This window comes from uncultured Alistipes sp. (genome assembly GCF_963931675.1).
Lineage (GTDB): Bacteria > Bacteroidota > Bacteroidia > Bacteroidales > Rikenellaceae > Alistipes.
The window spans coordinates 64,539-82,500 of sequence record NZ_OZ007039.1; the positions used below are offsets into that span (position 1 = coordinate 64,539).

Sequence of the window (17,962 nt, forward strand, 5' to 3'; positions counted from 1 at the left end):
CGTTCAAAATCCGACATATGCCAAAAGCGGCAACCGTAGACAAAGTTGTTTTGTCTCGAAACGATACGGACCGGCCTTTATCGGCCGTCCTATCTTTACCATATATAACAAAGAAACTACTTTCCGTGCTAATTTCCAAAATTGTCTTCAAAAAATTCAGGCCGGCGAGAATGCGACTACCCTTTCAGACTCCATACACGCATCGGGCATCAGCCTCGGGAATGAACGGCACAACATCCTCAATCACAAGAATTTTTATTCGTCGTTACCTGCAGAATTTTCTACTGCCAGGAAATTCGCGCCATCTTGCAACCCCATTAAAAAAGAGCATCGAACGATGCTCTCCGACCGGCAGCAAGCCTTTGCCGGTTTCGAATTCCCGGAATCGGAATCGGTTTGCCTGCTGAATCCAGTCGGCCGGTCAGTCTTTGCGCGGATAGCGCAGCAGGATGGCCAGCAGGGTGACAACGCCCAGCAGAATCGGATAATAGAGATAACGGATGATCTCCAGGGACGACAGGCCCGCCAGCCCCGCAGCCATCAGCAACTGGGCCCCGTAGGGCAGCAATCCCTGCGTGAAACACGAAAACGTGTCGAGCAGGCTCGCACTTCGCCGCCGGCTCACCCCGAAACGGTCGGCAATCGACCGCGCAATCGGTCCCACGGTCAGAATGGCAATGGTGTTGTTTGCCGTGCAGAGGTTGGCCAGGCAGACCAGACCCGCAATCGTTCCCTCCGCACCGCGGCGCCCCGAGATCCGGCGCGTCATGCGCTCGATAATCCAGTCGATGCCGCCGTTCAGGCGGATCATCTCCAGCAAGCCTCCGGCCAGGAGCGTGATGATAATCAACTCCCCCATCCCGTTGATTCCCTGTCCCATGCCGCCGCACCACTCCATCAGGCTGAAACTCCCCGAGGCGAGTCCGATCACCCCCGAGGCGGCGATTCCCAGCAGCAGCACCTTCATGACGTTCAAACCCGCAATGGCCGTCACCAGCACCAGCAGGTAGGGAATGACCCGCACCCAGGCAATCGGGTCCGGGTCGTCCGGCACGGCGACAGCACTCCCCGTTACGAGGTAAATCGCCAGCGTCAGAAGGGCTGCCGGAGCCACAATCCGGACATTGACCCGGAACTTGTCGCGCAAGTCGCACTCCTGGGTGCGCGTCGCGGCGATGGTCGTATCGGAGATGAACGAGAGGTTGTCGCCGAAAAAGGCTCCGCCGACGACAATCGCCGTAAGCCAGGCATCGTTCAAACCGGTCTGTTCGGCCAGTCCGGCCGCCACCGGGACCAGCGCCACGACCGTACCGACCGACGTCCCGATGGAGAAGGAGACAAAGCACGCCGCCAGGAACAGCCCCGCGGGAAGGAGGCTTCCGGGCAGGAGATGCTGTGTCAGGGCGACGGTCGCATCCACGGCGCCCATGCTCCGGGCCGATTCGGCAAAGGCTCCGGCCAGCACGAAGATCCAGATCATCAACAGGATATTCGGGTCCGAAGCACCGCGGGAGAAGTGACCGATACGTTCGGGAAAGGGCAGGCGGCGCATGGTCGCCACGGCGTAGACCGAAGCGAAGACGAACGCCACGGAGATGGGCATCTTATAGAAATCGCCGGCCAGAATCGAAACCGCAAGGTAGCAGGCCAGAAAAACCAGCAGCGGCGTGAGGGCGAAAAAACCGCCCCGGTGAACGGGTTCAGGAGTCATAACGTCAGAATCGTGTACGAACAGGATGCAAAAATAGGGCAAATTTTCCGCATCGCCAATTCGCCGCGCGATCCCGGGGCGCCGGACGGCCCCGCATACACTCCGTTCCGTTCAAAAAAAAGCGGCAGCAACCGGATTTTTTCAAAAAAATAAGTATATTTGTTCCCGATGCGGGTTCCGAACCCCGGGAAAAGAGAAAAATGGCAGGAATGACCCATACGATGTGTTGTTGTGCAGCGAAGTGTTGCCGCTGTCGCCGCATCGCGCCTGCTGCCGGGCGAACCGCGGAACCGCCGCAAGCGTAAAATCGCATTTTCGTATTTATTCACCGATAGAATTGGGGCAGCAGAATCCATCCTGTTGCCCTTTTTCGCATCCAAACCCGAAAAAAATGGAAAAAATCGCAAAATCGATCCTCGAACTCATCGGTCATACCCCGCTGGTCGAACTGTCCCGCCTGAGCCGGGACGCAGGGGCCGTGGCACGGGTCGTGGCGAAGGTCGAATCGTTCAACCCCGCCGGGAGCGTGAAGGACCGCGTGGCCCTGGCCATGATCGAACGGGCCGAAGCCGACGGGAGGCTGCGTCCCGGCGCCACGATCATCGAACCCACAAGCGGCAATACCGGAGTCGGTCTGGCACTCGTCTGCGCCCTGAAGGGCTACCGGCTGATCCTCACCATGCCCGAAACGATGAGTCCCGAACGGCGGCGCCTCGTCGAGGCATACGGCGCCCGGGTGGTCCTCACCCCCGGGACCGCGGGGATGCAGGGTGCCATCGACCGCGCCGGGCGGCTCCGCGAGGAGATTCCCGGAGCGGTGATCCTCCAGCAGTTCGAAAACCCGGCCAACCCCGAGCGGCACTACCGCACGACGGGCGACGAAATCTGGAACGATACCGACGGACGGGTCGGCCTCTTCGTGGCGGGGGTCGGAACGGGCGGAACGCTGTGCGGCACGGGACGCCGTCTCAAGGAGCTGAACCCCGCGGTGGAGATCGTGGCCGTCGAACCGGCCTCCTCGCCCGTGCTGTCGGGCGGTATGCCGGGTGCCCACAGGATTCAGGGGATCGGTGCGGGATTCGTCCCCGGGAACTACGACCCGCAGGTCGTCGACCGGATCGTAACCGTCGGCGACGAAGAGGCCATCGGGACGTCACGCCTGCTGGCCGCCCGCGAAGGGCTGCTCTCCGGCATCTCCGCGGGAGCCGCGGCCTGGGCCGCCCTGCAACTGGCCCGCCGGGAGGAGTACCGCGACAGGACGATCGTCGTCCTGCTGCCCGACACCGGCGAGCGCTACCTCTCCACCGAACTCTACGACTTCGACGCATACAAAACCGACATTCACCTTCGATAAACCATGGAACCACGTTCACAAACCGCGCGGCTGCGGCAGCTTGCCGACCGGCTGACCGCCCCCGACCCCCATATTCCGGCCGCCGTCCGGGCGGGCATCGACCCCTCGGAACTCAAACAGGCCATCGAACACTTCCGCTCGGTGGTCTTTGCGGGGTACTTCAGCCCGCAGCCCGTCGAGATCCTGCTGCGCAAATTCGCCGAGATTGTAGCCTGCCAAAGCGCCCGGGCCTACGAAACCTTCCACCGCGACGGAGCCATCGACCCCGAACGGTTCGGGACCAAGACCGCCCGGCTGCTGCTGGAGGAGCTGCCCGAACTGCGCCGCAGGCTCGGCACCGACGTCAAGGCCGTTTTCGACGGCGATCCCGCCGCGGCGAGTTTCGAGGAGGTAATCCTGTGCTACCCGGCGCTGGCGGCCATGACCCACTACCGGCTGGCCCATGCGCTGCATCGGCTCGGCGTACCGATCCTGCCGCGTCTGATCACCGAAATGGCCCACTCGGCCACGGGAATCGACATCCACCCCGGAGCGGAAATCGGGGAGTATTTCAGCATCGACCACGGTACGGGCGTCGTCATCGGCGAGACCTGTGTCATCGGCGACCACGTGCGGCTCTACCAGGGCGTGACGCTCGGAGCCAAGAGTTTCAAGTTCGACGCCGCGGGAAACATCCTCCGGGAGCCCCGCCACCCGATTCTCGAAGACCGCGTGGTGGTCTACTCCAACTCGTCGATCCTGGGGCGCGTGCGCATCGGCCACGACTCGGTAATCGGCGGCAACGTCTGGCAGACGACCGACCTGCCGCCCTACTCGCGGGTCGTCCAGGGCCGGGCCACGGTCTCGGGGTTCGAAAATGGAGGCGGCATATAGCCGAAAAAGGGACAAAATCGCATTTCCGGGCCCCGGCGGTTCAACGAAACGCCGGAATCGCTATTTTTGCACCCGGAAATCTCTCCTTGCGGGAACTTCGCCCCGAAAGGAACCTCCCGGCCGCCGACTGCGGAACCCCGCCCGCCCTTCGCCCGGAACCCGCTGCGCCGACGCCGCAAACCGAACGCCTAAACCAACAAAGAGATGATCGGAAAGGAAATCCGAACGGAAAAGCCCGTTCTGTGGAACAGCAACTACGTGAAGGTGTGGATCGCCAATTTCATGCTCTTCTTCGCCTTCTACCTGCTGGCGCCGCTGCTGCCGCTCTATCTGCGCGACACCTTCTCGGCCGACAAGGCCATGATCGGAATCGTGTTGAGCGGCTATACGTTGACGGCACTCTGCGTGCGACCGTTCAGCGGCTTCGTCGTGGACAGTTTTCCCCGCAAGAAGGTCCTCCTGATCTGCTATTTCTGCTTTGCACTCTTCTTCGCGGGCTACTTCATCACCGGATCGCTGGTTCTCTTCGCCGCCATCCGCACGCTGCACGGCGCACCGTTCGGCGCCACGACCGTGGCGAGCAGCACGATGGCCGTGGATGTACTCCCCTCGGAGCGCCGTTCGGAGGGCATCGGCTACTACGGACTGAGCAACAACATCGCCATGGCGATCGGGCCCTCGGCCGGGCTCTACATCTACCACACGATCCACAACTTCAACCTGCTCTTCACCCTTTCGCTGGTGATCGCCTTCATCGGGCTGGCCATCGACTCGACGATTCACTGCCGCGAACGGCAGCCGATCCGGCGCGAAAGCAAGGTTTCACTCGACCGTTTCATCCTGCTCAAGGGGTGGAGCGAAGGGATCTGTGTCGCCGCCTTCGCCTTTTCGTTCGGCGTGATCTCGACCTACATCGCCATCTACAGCCAGGAGGTGCTGCACATCACCTCCGGCTCGGGGACCTTCTTCATGCTGCTGGCCGCGGGGCTGATCCTTTCGCGGCTCATGGGCAGCAAATCGCTGCGCGAAGGGAAGATCATCCACAACGCTTCGATCGGAATGCTGATATCGATGTGCGGCTACCTGGTCTTCACGGCCGTGCCGAACCTCTACGGCTACTACGCCGCGGCGCTGATGATCGGACTCGGCAACGGGCACATGTACCCGGCCATGCAGACGATGTTCATCAACCTGGCGCCGCATGAACGCCGCGGGACGGCCAACTCGACGATCCTCACCTCGTGGGACCTCGGGGTCGGCATCGGCATCATCGGCGGCGGCAGCGTCGCCGAACATCTCGGCAGCTATTCGGCGGCCTTCTGGCTGGCCTTCGCCATCAACGTAGTGGGAGTTCTCTTCTTCTTCACCTACGCCCGCCGGAGTTTTCTGAAGTATCGGCTCAGGTAAGTGCTGACGGCCGAACACCGCACCGCAAAGACTTCACGCCTCGGGATTCCGGTTCCCGAAAACCGGCTCCGTTGATCGCTGACGGCCGAACACCGCACCGCAAAGGCTGCGCGCCTCGGGATTCCGGTTCCCGAAAAACGGGCCGTCGATTTTCGACGGCCCGGCCTGTTTTTTCGGGAGCACCTCCCCTCTCACCCGGCTATTGCTCCCGGGTCGTGGGGCCCTGGACGGTCAACCGTCCGTCGCGGATCGTCATCTCGTCGATGAACACCACGCGTTCGTCGCCCGTGGCTTCGGTCCGGCCGTGATAGACGCAATAGAGGTGTTTGCCATCCTTCGAGCGGGTCACGCTGTTGTGGCCCGTTCCGGTCACCGTCCCGCCGGAAGCGGTGTTGCGCTGCAGTACGGGGTTGTTGTCGGCCTTGCGGAAGGGCCCGAGCGGCGAATCCGACGTCGCATAACCCACGGCATAGTTCGCCCCGCCGAAGAAGTTGGCGGAGTACATCATGTAATAAATTCCGTTGTCCTTCAAGAGGAACGACCCCTCGGTCCAGCGGCGGTTGACCTCCCCGGAGGTGACCGAACGGCTCTCCCATTCGGCCTGCGCGTCGTCCATGCGCACGGGCGGCCGCAGCATCAGCACCGGCTCGCCCTTCACGCCCGAGAAGTCGGGCTCCAACTCCACACCATAGACCCAGCTCTCCTCGATGCGGTCGAACATCCCCTTTTCGCGGGCCCAGTCGGCCACCTCGCTCTCCACGGGATGCTCGTAGCAGCAGCGCGAATAGTAGAGGTAGCAGCGTCCGTCGTCATCGAAGAAGACATTGGCGTCGATCACCGGGTATCCGGGATCGAAGAGCGGGCGGTCGGAGATCTCGACGAAGGGGCCCGTCGGCGAATCGGAGGCGGCGACGCCGATCCGGAAATTCTCCAGCGCACCGGTCGGGTTCTCGCGCCAGTCGGCACTGAAGAACATGTAGAAACGCCCGTCGCGCTCGTAGACCTCCGGGGCCCAGAAGTTCGCCACGGCCCACGATTCGGGGGTATTGCCGCGGTAAACGGCCCCGGCGTACTCCCATCGGGTCAGGTCGTCGGAGACGTAGCATCCGAAACCGTCGCGCACGCCGCCGGTTCCATACATGTAATAGCGCCCGTCGGAAGCGAGCAGCACATAGGGGTCGCCCAACTCCACGTCCAGCGGGTTGGAGGGCACGAAGGTCCGGTTTCCGGAACAGCCGCCGAGCAGCGCGGCCAGCACAAAGAGCAGGTTTTTCATCTCATCAAAAGGGGTATTCGTTACGGTTCGGGGTTTCCTTCCCCGGGAACGGGTCCGCCGTTCGAAGAACAAAGATAGGGCTTTTGCGGACAAATCCGCACAAAATCGTCTCAGAAAAGCGCACACGATCGGCAATCGGCGCTTTCGAGAACCAACCGAACAGCCCAAGTCCCTTTTTCCGGAACGCACGGAGCGGAAAAATGCGTATCTTTGTCCGAACCATAAAAACAGCGACAACATGAAACGCATCATCAATCCCTGGCGCGGGATGGAAGGCTACCGCTGCTTCGGCTGTGCCCCGCACAGTCCTGAGGGGCTTCGGATGGAGTTTTACGAAGATGGCGAGGAGATCGTGAGCATCTGGCATCCGCGGCACGAGTTCCAGGGTTGGGTCGACACGCTCCACGGCGGAATTCAGGCGACACTGGCCGACGAAATCAGCAGTTGGGTCGTTTTCCGCAAATTCCAGACCAGCGGTGTGACCTCGAAAATGGAGGTCCGCTACCACCGTCCGATTCATACCTCGGACAGCTATATCGTCCTGCGGGCCCGGGTCGAGGAGCAGCGTCGCAACCTGATCCGGATCGCCGTACGCATCACCGACAGCGAGGAGCGCCTCTGCACGGAAGCCGTATGCGTCTACTTTCTCTTCCCGAAAGAGAAGGCTGCCCGGGATTTCCACTTCTGCGACTGTCCGGTGGAGGAGGGAGAGTGCGACCCGTTTACGGAACTATCCGCAGCAAAACAATAACCGCACCAGGCGACTCCCGCCGCAGAGTCCCGCCACGGCAAAAAGCCCCGCCACAGTACGTCTCCGGTGTGACTCTGCCCAGCGTGCCCCCTCACCCCCCCCAGTGTGATTCCCGTCGCACGAAAAATCCCGGGCCGTCGGTTGACGGTCCGGGATTTTTCGATCCGCAAGCCTCCCTGCCCCACGGGCGGGAACGCTACCCAAGCTTCATCACGTCGTCGATTCCCAGGTTCCTGTAGGCGTTTTCGAGCTCCTCGCTGCGGTCGGAGATCACCAGCAGTTTGTCACCCGCCTTCAGTTCGGTATTGCCCTTCGGGACGAAGTACTCGCCGTCGCGGCAGACCATCATCACGAGCGTATTTTCCGGCAGGGTAATATCCTTGAGCGTCCCGCCCGTCCCGAGCATGCCCTCGTTGACCTCGACCTCCGTGAGGGCGGACTTCATCTCCTCGTGATGCATCTCGACGCTGAAGGCCGATTCCCGCTCCTCGTAGGCCAGGCCCAGCAGGTTGGCCATGCCGCTCACGGTCGTTCCCTGCACGACGAGCGAAATGATCGTCGAGAGGAAGACCACGTTGAACAGCAGGTCGGCATGTTCGACTTCAGCCATCAGGGGATAGGTGGCGAAGAGGATCGGCACGGCACCGCGCAATCCGACCCAGGAGACGTACATCCGGGCCTTGGTCGAGAAGTTGCGGAAGGGCAGCAGGCAGGCGAAGACCGTCACAGGACGTGCCACGAGAATCAGGAAGACCCCGACGGCCCCGCCCAGGATCAACACCTCGGGATGCAGGAGTTCGTCGCTGTTGACGAAGAGTCCGAGCGTGAGGAACATGACGATCTGCATGAGCCACGTAAAGCCGTCGAAAAAGACCGTCAGGGGCCGTTTCTGCTTGAGTTTGTGGTTTCCGACGACCAGTCCCGCGAGGTAGACGGCCAGGTAGCCGTTTCCCTTGATCAGATCCGTGAAGGCGAAGGCGAAGAAGATGAAGGCCAGCAGCAGCACGGAGTAGAGCGAATGGTTGACGAAGTTGATCTTGTTGATGGTCCAGACGGCCAGGCGGCCGATCAGATACCCGGCCACGGCTCCGACGACGAGTTGCACGACCAGATAGACCAGCCCCATCCCGACACCGACACTGCCGTCCGAGGAGTTCGTGAGGACGCTGATCAACAGCACCGTCAGCATGTAGGCCACCGGGTCGTTCGAACCGCTCTCCAGCTCCAGCAGGGGTCGGAGGTGCTGTTTGAGGCCCTGCTTCTTGCTTCGCAGGATCGAGAAGACCGAGGCGGAGTCGGTCGACGACATCGTCGAGGCGAGGAGCAGCGCCAGCGAAAACGGGATTTCGAGCCCTATCCAGGGCGCCACGAGCCAGACGAATCCGGCCAGGATCACGGCGGTCATCACCACCCCGGCCGTGGCCAGCATGATGCCGGGTCCGAGGATGGGGCGTATCTCCTGGAAGGAGGTATCCATACCTCCGGTAAAGAGGATAATGCAGAGCGAGATCATGCCGACGAACTGCGTCATCTCGACCGAACGGAACGAGATGAAGTCAAGCCCGAACAACATGCCGACCCCGAGGAAGAGCAACAGGGCCGGCGCCCCGAAACGATAGGCGACCTTTCCGGCCATCACCGCTACGAAGAGCAGCAGGGCTCCGACCAGTACGATATTTTCACTTGTAATGTTTATCATAGAAGCGTAATTAACACAAATCTAACACCGTTCGTTGTTCCGTGCGTCGCCGCGGGCGGATTCCGCACGGCCGTTTTCACCTTTCGCCATTCCGGCGGCTCCGGCCATTTCCGCCGTTCCGGCCGTTTTCATCTTCCGACATTTCGGCCGTTCCGACCATTTCCGACCCATTTCGCCGTTCCCGACCGCGCCGCGCGTTCCCGCCGGTCTCGCCTGTCTCACCGCTCCGACCATTTCCGACCCGTTTCGCCGCTCCCGACCGCTCCCGACCCTTCCCGCCGGTTCCAGCCGCTCGGGCCGCTCGGGAGAAACCGCCCTCTATTGCGGGATGAAGATGTAGGTGATCGTACCGGCCTGCCGGGCAGGTGCCGCGGAGTCGATGTTGAAGAGCGACATGCGCGCAGCCCGCAGGGCCGCCTCGCGCATACAGTCGTCACCCCCCTCCTCGATGCGGGCCGCCGTCACCTCCCCGGCCCGGTTGACCGTAATGGAGACAACCACCTCGCCGCCGCCCTCGCACCGGTAGGCCGGGACTTCGAGCCAGCGCGACGTCCGCACGGGATCGGTCAGCGAAAACGACACCGTCACCCGCCCCTTGATCTTGCTGTCCCGGCGCTCGGCACCCTCCTCACGCCCGCGGCGTTCGCGGATCGCCCGCTCCTCGGCCAGCCCCTCCTCGTAAGCCTCGCGGTTGGCCCGCATCCGCGCCTCGGCCTCGGCCGCCGCCTCTTTCAACGCCGCGGTATTCGTCCCGCGGTCGTCGCGCAAACGCTCGTTGAGGGCATTCTCGTTCGAGGCCAGGTTGCGGATGCTCCCCCAGTCGATGGGGTTCTGCTCCTGCCGCTCGCGCACCTCGCGTTCCAGGCGATCGCGCTCCTTCTCCAGCTCCGCCAGCGTCTGCAGATCGATATACATGCCCTGCTGGCTGGCCCGGCGTCCGACAACTATCTTCGACGACACGAAGACGATCATCAGCAGCAGATAGGCGATCAACGTCACGCACAACCCTACCCGATGGTCGTAAGCCCAGGTTCCGGCATCCTCGCGCCGGTTGTCGAACGGGAGTTTCAACTTCGGTTTGCGGGGAGTCTTGCGGATATGATCTTCAGGATTCTCACTCATGGCGGCAACACGGAATTTCGGACAAAAATAAGGCTTTTTCACGAAATTTTTATACCTTTGCGCGCAAATAATACAAATATATACCCTACACCGCTTTATGTCAACCAAACAACAAACGCTGAAAGCTCCGATTTCGTTCTCGGGCAAGGGTTTGCACACGGGCGTCAAGGTGACCATGACCGTAAACCCCGCCGATGCCGGCACCGGCATCGTGTTCCGCCGGACCGACATCGAGGGACAACCCCAGATTCCGGCGCTGTGCGACAACGTTGTCGACACGTCGCGCGGCACGACCATCGAGGCCGGAGGCTATCGCATACATACCATCGAGCACGTCATGTCGGCACTCTGGACCCTGGGCGTGGACAACGCCCTGATCGACATTGACGCCGAAGAGACCCCGATCCTCGACGGTTCGGCCTGCGCCTACGCCCAGGCCATCACCGAAACGGGGCTCGTGGACCAGGATGCCGAACGTTCGTTCTACCACGTGACCGAGAAAATGGTCTACACGATCCCCGAAAAGGGCGTCGCCATCATCCTCTACCCCGATGACGAATTCTCCGTGTCGGTACACGTCGACTACAACTCGAAGGTCATCGGCAACCAGTATTCCACCTTCAACCCCGGCGACAACTACGCCACCAAGATCGCCCCCTGCCGGACGTTCGTCTTCCTGCACGAGATCGAACCGCTCATCAAGATGAACCTCATCAAGGGCGGCGACCTGGACAACGCCATCGTCGTGGTCGAGAACCCCATTCCCGACGAGCAGCTCGAACACCTCCGCAAGATCTTCAACAAACCCGACATCGAGGTCAAGTCCGGGTACATGTGCAACCCCGACCTGCGCTGCAACAACGAGCTGGCCCGCCACAAGCTGCTGGACCTGCTGGGCGACTTCGCGCTGCTGGGCGTGCGCATCAAGGGCCGCGTCTGGGCTACCCGTCCGGGGCACTTCGCCAACACGGAGTTCATGAAGCAGTTGAAGCACGCCATCCGCAAGGCGGGTGAGAAGCCGCGTTTCACCTACGACTGCCGCAAACCGGCACTCTACGACATCAACGACATCCGGCGGATGCTTCCCCACCGCCCGCCGTTCCTGCTCGTCGACCGGATCTTCTACTGCGACAAGACCGACGTCGCGGGTATCAAGAACGTGACGATGAACGAGCCGTTCTTCGTGGGGCACTTCCCCAACGAGCCGGTCATGCCCGGAGTGTTGATCGTCGAGGCCATGGCGCAGTGCAGCGGCATCCTGGTGCTCAACTCGGTTTCGGATCCGGAGAACTACTCGACCTATTTCATGAAGATCGACGGCGTGAAGTTCAAGCGCAAGGTCGTGCCGGGCGATACGCTGCAATTCGAAATCCACCTGCTGGAGCCCATCCGCCGCGGCGTTGCGGTGGTCGAGGGCAAGGCCTTCGTGGGCGAGGCGCTCGCCTGCGAGGCGGTGATGATGGCGCAGGTCGTAAAAAACAAGAAGTGATATGATCAGCAATCTGGCCTATGTGCACCCCGATGCGAAAATCGGGAACAACGTCACGGTAGAACCCTTTGCCTATATCGCCGGCGATGTCGTCATCGGCGACGACTGCTGGATCGGCCCCGGGGCCGTGATCCACGACGGAGCCCGTATCGGCAAGGGCTGCCGGATCCATACCGCGGCATCGGTTTCGTGCCTGCCCCAGGACCTGAAGTTCGCCGGAGAGGTCACCACGGCCGAGATCGGCGACTACAACGACATCCGCGAATATGTGACCATCAGCCGCGGAACCGCCTCGACGGGAACCACGCGCATCGGGTCGCACAATCTGCTGATGGCCTATGTCCACATCGCCCACGACTGCGTGGTGGGCAGCCACTGCGTGATCGCCAACCGCGTCTCGCTGGCCGGCGAGGTGCATGTCGGCGACTGGGTGGTCATCGGCGGCCATGCGGCCATCCACCAGTGGACCCACATCGGCGCCCATTCGATGGTGCAGGGAGGCGCACTGCTGGGTCAGGACCTCCCGCCCTACGTGATCGTGCGCAACGACACGCTGCGCTTCGCCGGGATCAACAAGGTGGGGCTTTCGCGCCGGGGTTTCACGCCCGAACGCATCGGGGAGATCCACGACGCCTGCCGGATCCTGTTCCAAAGCGGCCTGAACTACCTGAGCGGTTGCGAGGAGGTCGAGCGGCAGATCCCGCCGAGCCCCGAACGCGACTACCTGGTCCGGTTCATCCGCGAATCGAAGCGCGGGATCATCAAACCCTACGCTTCGAAACCGGAAGCCTGATTTTACACCTATTTTATAAGCAAAACTTGGTAATTCGGATTTTTTCACTATATTTGCAGTGTCGAAAGACGAAAACGAACGCGATAAGGGGACGAGAGTCCCCTTATTTCATGGATAAACCGACCGATACGCATGATTGATACCCGGAAAATAACGGCTCTGGCCGAACAGAAACTCGAAGGTACGGACCTTTTTGTCGTGGACTGCACCTGCACGCCCGGCAACGAGGTCGAACTGATCGTCGACAGCGACACGTCGGTGGGCATCGACGCCTGCGCGGAACTGAGCCGCGCCATCGAAGCGGAACTGGACCGCGATGCGGAGGATTTCTCGCTGACGGTGATGTCGGCGGGCATCGGCTCGGAACTGCGCTCGCTGCGCCAGTACCGCAAGCTCGTGGGGCATTCGGTGGAGGTGCTGCTGCTCAGCGGCGTGAAGCTCCTGGCACGGCTCGACGAGGTCTCCGACGAAGGGATCACGCTCTCCTACGAGGAGAAGCAGGCCGTCGAAGGCAGGAAGCGCAAGCAACTGGTGACGGTGAGCCGCTCGTACCCCTTTGCGGAGATCAAGTACACGAAGGAGTGGCTGGATTTCAAATAACCCGGAAATACAAAATCGAAAAACAAGATAAAAAACCCATGGACAATCTCAATCTTATCAGCAACTTTGCCGAGTTCAAGGAGTTGAAGAACATCGACAAGTCGACGATGATCGGCGTGCTGGAGGACGTTTTCCGCCACGCCCTGCAGAAACAGTACGAAACGGACGAGAACTTCGACGTCATCATCAACCCCGAGAAGGGCGACCTGGAGATCTGGCGCAACCGCACGGTCGTGGAGGACGGCGCCGTGGAGAACCCCAACACGCAGATCGCCGTTTCGGAGGTCAAGGCCATCGACCCGACCTACGAAATCGGTGACGAATATGCCGACGAGATCAAGCTCTCGTCGTTCGGCCGCCGCGCGGTGCTGTCGCTGCGCCAGAACCTCGCCTCGCGGATCCTCGATCTGGAGAAGGCCAACCTCTACGAGAAGTATTCGGAGAAGGTCGGCGAGATCATCACCGGCGAGGTCTACCAGGTGTGGAAGAAGGAGGTACTGATCCTCGACGACGAGGAGAACGAGCTGATCCTCCCGAAGGCCGAGCAGATTCCCAACGACTTCTACCGCAAGGGCGATACGATCAAGGCGATCGTCAAGTCGGTGGAAATGAACAACAACCAGCCGCGGATCATCCTTTCGCGCACGGCGAACCAGTTCCTCGAACGGTTGTTCGAACAGGAGGTTCCGGAGATCTTCGACGGCCTGATCACCATCAAGAAGATCGTCCGTATCCCGGGCGAGCGGGCAAAGGTCGCCGTGGAGTCCTACGACGAGCGCATCGATCCGGTAGGCGCGTGCGTCGGCATGAAGGGTTCGCGCATCTACTCGATCGTCAAGGAGTTGCGCAACGAGAACATCGACGTGGTGAACTACACGGCCAACCCGCAGCTGATGATCCAGCGTTCGCTGAACCCGGCGAAGATCTCGTCGATTACGATCGACGAGGAGAAGAAGACCGCTTCGGTCTACCTGAAGCCCGACCAGGTGTCGCTGGCCATCGGAAAGGGCGGTCTGAACATCCGCCTGTCGAAGATGCTCACGGGATACGACATCGACGTCTACCGCGAGGTCGAGGAGGAGGACGTGGCCCTGACGGAGTTCGCCGACGAGATCGACGGCTGGATCATCGACGCACTGAAGGCCGCCGGCTGCGACACGGCGAAGAGCGTGCTGGAGCTTCCCGTGGAGGAGATTGCGGCCCGCGCGGACCTCGAACTGGAGCAGGCGCAGAAGGTCGTGGAGATCTTGAAGGCCGAATTCGAATAATCACCAAGCAAGAAAGGAGAACACACACATATGGGTAATGAAAGAAAATTAAGGCTCATTCAGGTTGCCAAGGAGTTCAAGGTCGGTTTGAACACCATCACGGACTTCCTGCAGAAGAAGGGCATCAAGAGCGACGGGTCGCCCAACACGCTGGTCGACGCGGAGACGTATGCCGTTCTGGAGAAGGAGTTCGGTTCGAACCGCAGCGTGGTGAACGCCCGCGACTCGATTCGGGAGCGGATCTCCCAGAAACAGACGACCATCACCCTCGAAGAGGCGAAGAAGCAGGAGCGCGAGGAAGAAAAGGAGGTTGTCATCAAAAGCAATGTCATCAGCGTGAAGGACGAGATTCCGCAGCCGAAGTTCCTGGGGAAGATCGACCTTTCGCCCAAACCCAGGACGGCCCCGGCCGCACAACCGGCCCCGCAGCCTGCGGCAGGCGCCCAGCCGGAGCCGCCTTCGGCTCCGGCCCATTCGGCGGCCCCGGCCCCGGCAGCACAACCGGCCCCGGCTCCGCAACGGGAGGTCGTTTCGGAACCCGCCCAGGCCCCCCATCCGGCTTCGGCCGCGGCGCCTGAAACCCCGAAGGCGGCCCCGATGCCCGAAGCCGCACGTCCGGCCGCAACTCAGGCCCCGCAGGCGAGTGCAGCTCCGGCAACCCCGGCGGCAGAGGCCCTGGAGAAGGCGGCGGAGACCCCGCAGCCCGAAGCCCCGAAGGACAACATTTTCCGTCCGGCGACGGTGACCCTCACGGGCCCGCAGGTGCTGGGTACGATGGATGTCTCGGGCTTTGTTCCGGGCGGCAAGCACAAGCGCAAGCGGCTGCAGAAGGAGAAGGTCGACGTCAACAAGGCCCAGAAGGGCGGTTCGCAGGGCGGCAACCGCAACGGCCAGGGCGGTCAGGGCAACCAGGGCGGCCAGAACAACCGTGGCAACCAGGGCGGCCAGAACAACCGCGGAGGCCAGGGTCAGAACCAGCCGCGTCCGGGCGAAGGGCGCCGCAACAAGAACAAGAACATGCCGAAACCGATCCTGCGTCCGGAAGTGAGCGACGAGGAGGTTTCGAAGCAGGTCAAGGATACCCTGGCGCGCCTGACGGCCAAGGGAGCCAAGAACAAGAGCGCCAAATACCGCCGCGACAAGCGCGAAGCCGTTGCCGAGCGCATGAACGAGGAGTTCGAACGCGAGGAGATGGAACGTTCGACACTCAAGGTCACGGAGTTCGTCACCGTGAGCGAATTGGCGACGATGATGAACGTCTCGCCGACGGAGGTCATCACGGCGTGCATGAACCTCGGACTGATGGTGTCGATCAACCAGCGGTTGGATGCCGAGGCTTTGGTCGTCGTGGCCGAGGAGTTCGGCTTCAAGATCGAGTTCGTCTCGGCGGACATCCAGGAGGCCATCGCCGACGAGGAGGACAAGGAGGAGGATCTCGTCCCGCGTCCGCCGATCGTGACGGTGATGGGCCACGTCGACCACGGTAAGACGTCGCTGCTGGACAACATCCGCAAGACGAACGTCATCGAGGGCGAGGCCGGCGGTATCACGCAGCACATCGGTGCCTACAGCGTGGAGCTGAACGGTCAGAAGATCACGTTCCTCGACACGCCGGGCCACGAGGCCTTCACGGCGATGCGTGCGCGCGGTGCGGCCGTCACGGACGTGGCGATCATCATCGTGGCGGCGGACGACAACGTCATGCCGCAGACCGTCGAGGCGATCAACCACGCGCAGGCCGCCGGTGTCCCGATGGTCTTCGCCATCAACAAGATCGACAAGCCGCAGGCCAATCCCGACCACATCAAGGAGCAGCTCTCGCAGATGAACTACCTGGTGGAGTCGTGGGGCGGCAAGTACCAGGACCAGGAGGTTTCGGCCAAGAAGGGCCTGAACCTGGACAAACTGCTGGAGAAGGTGCTGCTGGAGGCCGAGATGCTCGACCTGAAGGCCAACCCGAACAAGAAGGCCGTGGGTACGGTGATCGAGTCGACGCTGGACAAGGGCCGCGGCTACGTCTCGACGGTGCTCGTGCAGAACGGTACGCTGCACGTGGGCGACGTGGTTCTCTCGGGAACCTACACGGGCCGTGTGAAGGCGATGTTCAACGAGAACGGCAAGAAGGTCACCGAAGCCGGGCCGTCAACCCCGGTACAGGTGCTGGGACTCAACGGCGCCCCGCAGGCCGGCGATCTGTTCAACGTGATGGACGACGACCGTTCGGCACGCGAGATCGCCAACAAGCGCGAGCAGTTGCAGCGGATGCAGGGCATCATGACGCAGAAGCACGTGACGCTCGACGAGATCGGCCGCCGCATCGCCATCGGCTCGTTCAAGGAGCTGAACATCATCGTCAAGGGCGACGTCGACGGATCGGTCGAGGCGATGTCGGGCTCGCTGATCAAACTCTCGAAGGAGTCCGTACAGGTGAACGTGATCCACGCGGCCGTGGGCCAGATCTCCGAATCGGACGTGCTGCTGGCCGCCGCCTCGAACGCCATCATCGTGGGCTTCCAGGTGCGCCCGTCTGCCTCGGCGCGCAAGCTGGCCGAGAAGGAGGAGATCGAAATCCGCCTCTACTCGATCATCTACGACGCCATCAACGACATCAAGGATGCCATCGAGGGCATGTTGGAGCCGGTGATGAAGGAGGAGATCGTCGCCTCGGTGGAGGTGATGGAGATCTTCAAGATCTCGAAGGTCGGGACCGTTGCGGGATGTATCGTCCGCGAAGGCAAACTGCAGCGCTCGACGCCGATCCGCGTGATCCGCGACGGTATCGTGATCTACACGGGCAAACTGGGCTCACTGAAGCGGTTCAAAGACGACGTGAAGGAGGTCACCGTGGGTCAGGACTGCGGTCTGAACATCGAATCCTACAACGACGTGAAGGTCGGCGATATAGTCGAAGGGTACGAACAGGTCGAGGTAAAACGCAAATAGTGTACGGCACACGGTTCCGGAATCCGGAGCCGTGCCCCCTTATCGGAAAGAACGAACAAACAGACAGACTAACCATTTAGCAATTTTAGGCAGCAATGACTAACCCTATCCATTTCACCACGCCCGATGAGGCCGTCAAGGTCATCAAGTCGGGCGACCATGTGCACCTGAGTTCGGTAGCTTCGGCTCCTCAGTGCCTGATCAATGCCATGTGCCGCCGCGGCGAGGCGGGCGAGCTCAAGGATGTCCACATCCACCACCTGCACACCGAAGGACCGGCACCCTATGCGGATCCGAAATTCGAGGGCATTTTCCAGCTCGATTCGTTCTTCGTGGGGGCCAATGTCCGTAAGGTGACCCAGAGCGGATATGCGGATTACATTCCGGTCTTCCTGAGCGAGACGCAGAAACTCTACCGCTGCGGAGCCGTACCGTGCAACGTGGCGATGATCCAGGTCTGCCCGCCGGACAAGCACGGCTACGTATCGCTGGGCACGTCGGTGGATGCGACGCTGGCCGCCGTGGAGTGCGCCGACTATGTAATCGCCGTGGTGAACAAGCACGTACCGCGCGCCTTCGGCCAGGCGATGATCCCGATGTCGAAGATCGACATGTTCGTCGAGGACGACACGCCGCTCATCGAGGCGAAGTTCTCGGAGCCGAACGAGGTCGAGAA

At 61.6% G+C, this 17,962-nt stretch carries 15 protein-coding genes (1 of these 15 running past the window's edge); 10 read left to right on the forward strand and 5 right to left on the reverse strand.

Annotated features, from left to right (window positions below):
* Positions 1-421 precede the first annotated feature (421 nt).
* Together ABGT65_RS00265 and ABGT65_RS00270 are read right to left on the reverse strand one after the other, a co-directional pair.
* Positions 422-1,711, reverse strand: a complete 1,290-nt coding sequence (locus ABGT65_RS00265) for a Na+/H+ antiporter NhaC family protein (RefSeq protein WP_346699211.1) — start codon at positions 1,709-1,711, stop codon at positions 422-424.
* Positions 1,708-2,067 (reverse strand): hypothetical protein, encoded by a 360-nt coding sequence (locus tag ABGT65_RS00270; RefSeq protein ID WP_346699212.1) that lies wholly within the window; start codon positions 2,065-2,067, stop codon positions 1,708-1,710. The genes ABGT65_RS00265 and ABGT65_RS00270 overlap by 4 nt, the downstream gene beginning before the upstream one ends.
* Positions 2,068-2,102: 35 nt before the next feature.
* On the opposite strand from ABGT65_RS00270, the gene cysK reads away from it, so the two are divergent.
* The 3 genes from cysK (at position 2,103) to ABGT65_RS00285 (ending at position 5,345) form a co-directional block, all read left to right on the forward strand.
* A complete protein-coding gene (cysK, locus tag ABGT65_RS00275) occupies positions 2,103-3,065 on the forward strand; it encodes a cysteine synthase A (RefSeq protein ID WP_346699214.1) in 963 nt (320 codons plus the stop codon).
* 3 nt (positions 3,066-3,068) lie between these two features.
* Entirely contained in the window at positions 3,069-3,938 is an 870-nt protein-coding gene (locus ABGT65_RS00280) for a serine acetyltransferase (RefSeq protein WP_346699216.1), read from the forward strand.
* A gap of 204 nt (positions 3,939-4,142) precedes the next feature.
* Positions 4,143-5,345, forward strand: a complete 1,203-nt coding sequence (locus ABGT65_RS00285; protein ID WP_346699217.1) for an MFS transporter — start codon at positions 4,143-4,145, stop codon at positions 5,343-5,345.
* 199 nt (positions 5,346-5,544) lie between these two features.
* Here the strand turns inward: ABGT65_RS00285 and ABGT65_RS00290 are convergent, their stop codons facing one another.
* On the reverse strand, positions 5,545-6,621 hold the full coding sequence (locus ABGT65_RS00290; RefSeq protein WP_346699219.1) for a glycoside hydrolase family 43 protein: 1,077 nt from the start codon (positions 6,619-6,621) through the stop codon (positions 5,545-5,547).
* Between the two features lie 238 nt (positions 6,622-6,859).
* Between ABGT65_RS00290 and ABGT65_RS00295 the strand changes: the two genes are divergently transcribed.
* Positions 6,860-7,372 (forward strand): PaaI family thioesterase, encoded by a 513-nt coding sequence (locus ABGT65_RS00295; RefSeq protein WP_346699221.1) that lies wholly within the window; start codon positions 6,860-6,862, stop codon positions 7,370-7,372.
* A 196-nt stretch (positions 7,373-7,568) separates the two neighbouring features.
* Here the strand turns inward: ABGT65_RS00295 and ABGT65_RS00300 are convergent, their stop codons facing one another.
* Positions 7,569-9,071, reverse strand: a complete 1,503-nt coding sequence (locus ABGT65_RS00300) for a potassium/proton antiporter (protein WP_346699223.1) — start codon at positions 9,069-9,071, stop codon at positions 7,569-7,571.
* A 318-nt stretch (positions 9,072-9,389) separates the two neighbouring features.
* The gene (locus tag ABGT65_RS00305) at positions 9,390-10,193 is read right to left on the reverse strand and encodes an energy transducer TonB (RefSeq protein WP_346699225.1); all 804 of its coding nucleotides are present in this window, start codon (positions 10,191-10,193) and stop codon (positions 9,390-9,392) included.
* 97 nt (positions 10,194-10,290) lie between these two features.
* Between ABGT65_RS00305 and ABGT65_RS00310 the strand changes: the two genes are divergently transcribed.
* The 6 genes from ABGT65_RS00310 to ABGT65_RS00335 all read left to right on the forward strand — a co-directional run.
* On the forward strand, positions 10,291-11,682 hold the full coding sequence (locus ABGT65_RS00310; protein WP_346699227.1) for a bifunctional UDP-3-O-[3-hydroxymyristoyl] N-acetylglucosamine deacetylase/3-hydroxyacyl-ACP dehydratase: 1,392 nt from the start codon (positions 10,291-10,293) through the stop codon (positions 11,680-11,682).
* Position 11,683: 1 nt separating this feature from the next.
* Positions 11,684-12,475, forward strand: coding sequence for an acyl-ACP--UDP-N-acetylglucosamine O-acyltransferase (gene lpxA / locus ABGT65_RS00315; protein WP_346699228.1), 792 nt, complete (start codon positions 11,684-11,686; stop codon positions 12,473-12,475).
* A 132-nt stretch (positions 12,476-12,607) separates the two neighbouring features.
* Complete coding sequence (gene rimP, locus ABGT65_RS00320; protein ID WP_346699230.1) at positions 12,608-13,075, forward strand: ribosome assembly cofactor RimP; 468 nt, start codon at positions 12,608-12,610, stop codon at positions 13,073-13,075.
* A gap of 38 nt (positions 13,076-13,113) precedes the next feature.
* The gene (gene nusA, locus ABGT65_RS00325) at positions 13,114-14,343 is read left to right on the forward strand and encodes a transcription termination factor NusA (RefSeq protein ID WP_346699232.1); all 1,230 of its coding nucleotides are present in this window, start codon (positions 13,114-13,116) and stop codon (positions 14,341-14,343) included.
* A gap of 30 nt (positions 14,344-14,373) precedes the next feature.
* Positions 14,374-17,286, forward strand: a complete 2,913-nt coding sequence (gene infB / locus ABGT65_RS00330; protein ID WP_346699234.1) for a translation initiation factor IF-2 — start codon at positions 14,374-14,376, stop codon at positions 17,284-17,286.
* Positions 17,287-17,381: 95 nt separating this feature from the next.
* A protein-coding gene (locus tag ABGT65_RS00335; protein WP_346699236.1) for an acetyl-CoA hydrolase/transferase C-terminal domain-containing protein crosses the window boundary here: on the forward strand, positions 17,382-17,962 show its 5' portion. It continues 739 nt past the right edge of the window; only the first 581 of its 1,320 coding nucleotides appear in the window; it begins with the start codon at positions 17,382-17,384; its stop codon lies off the right edge, out of view.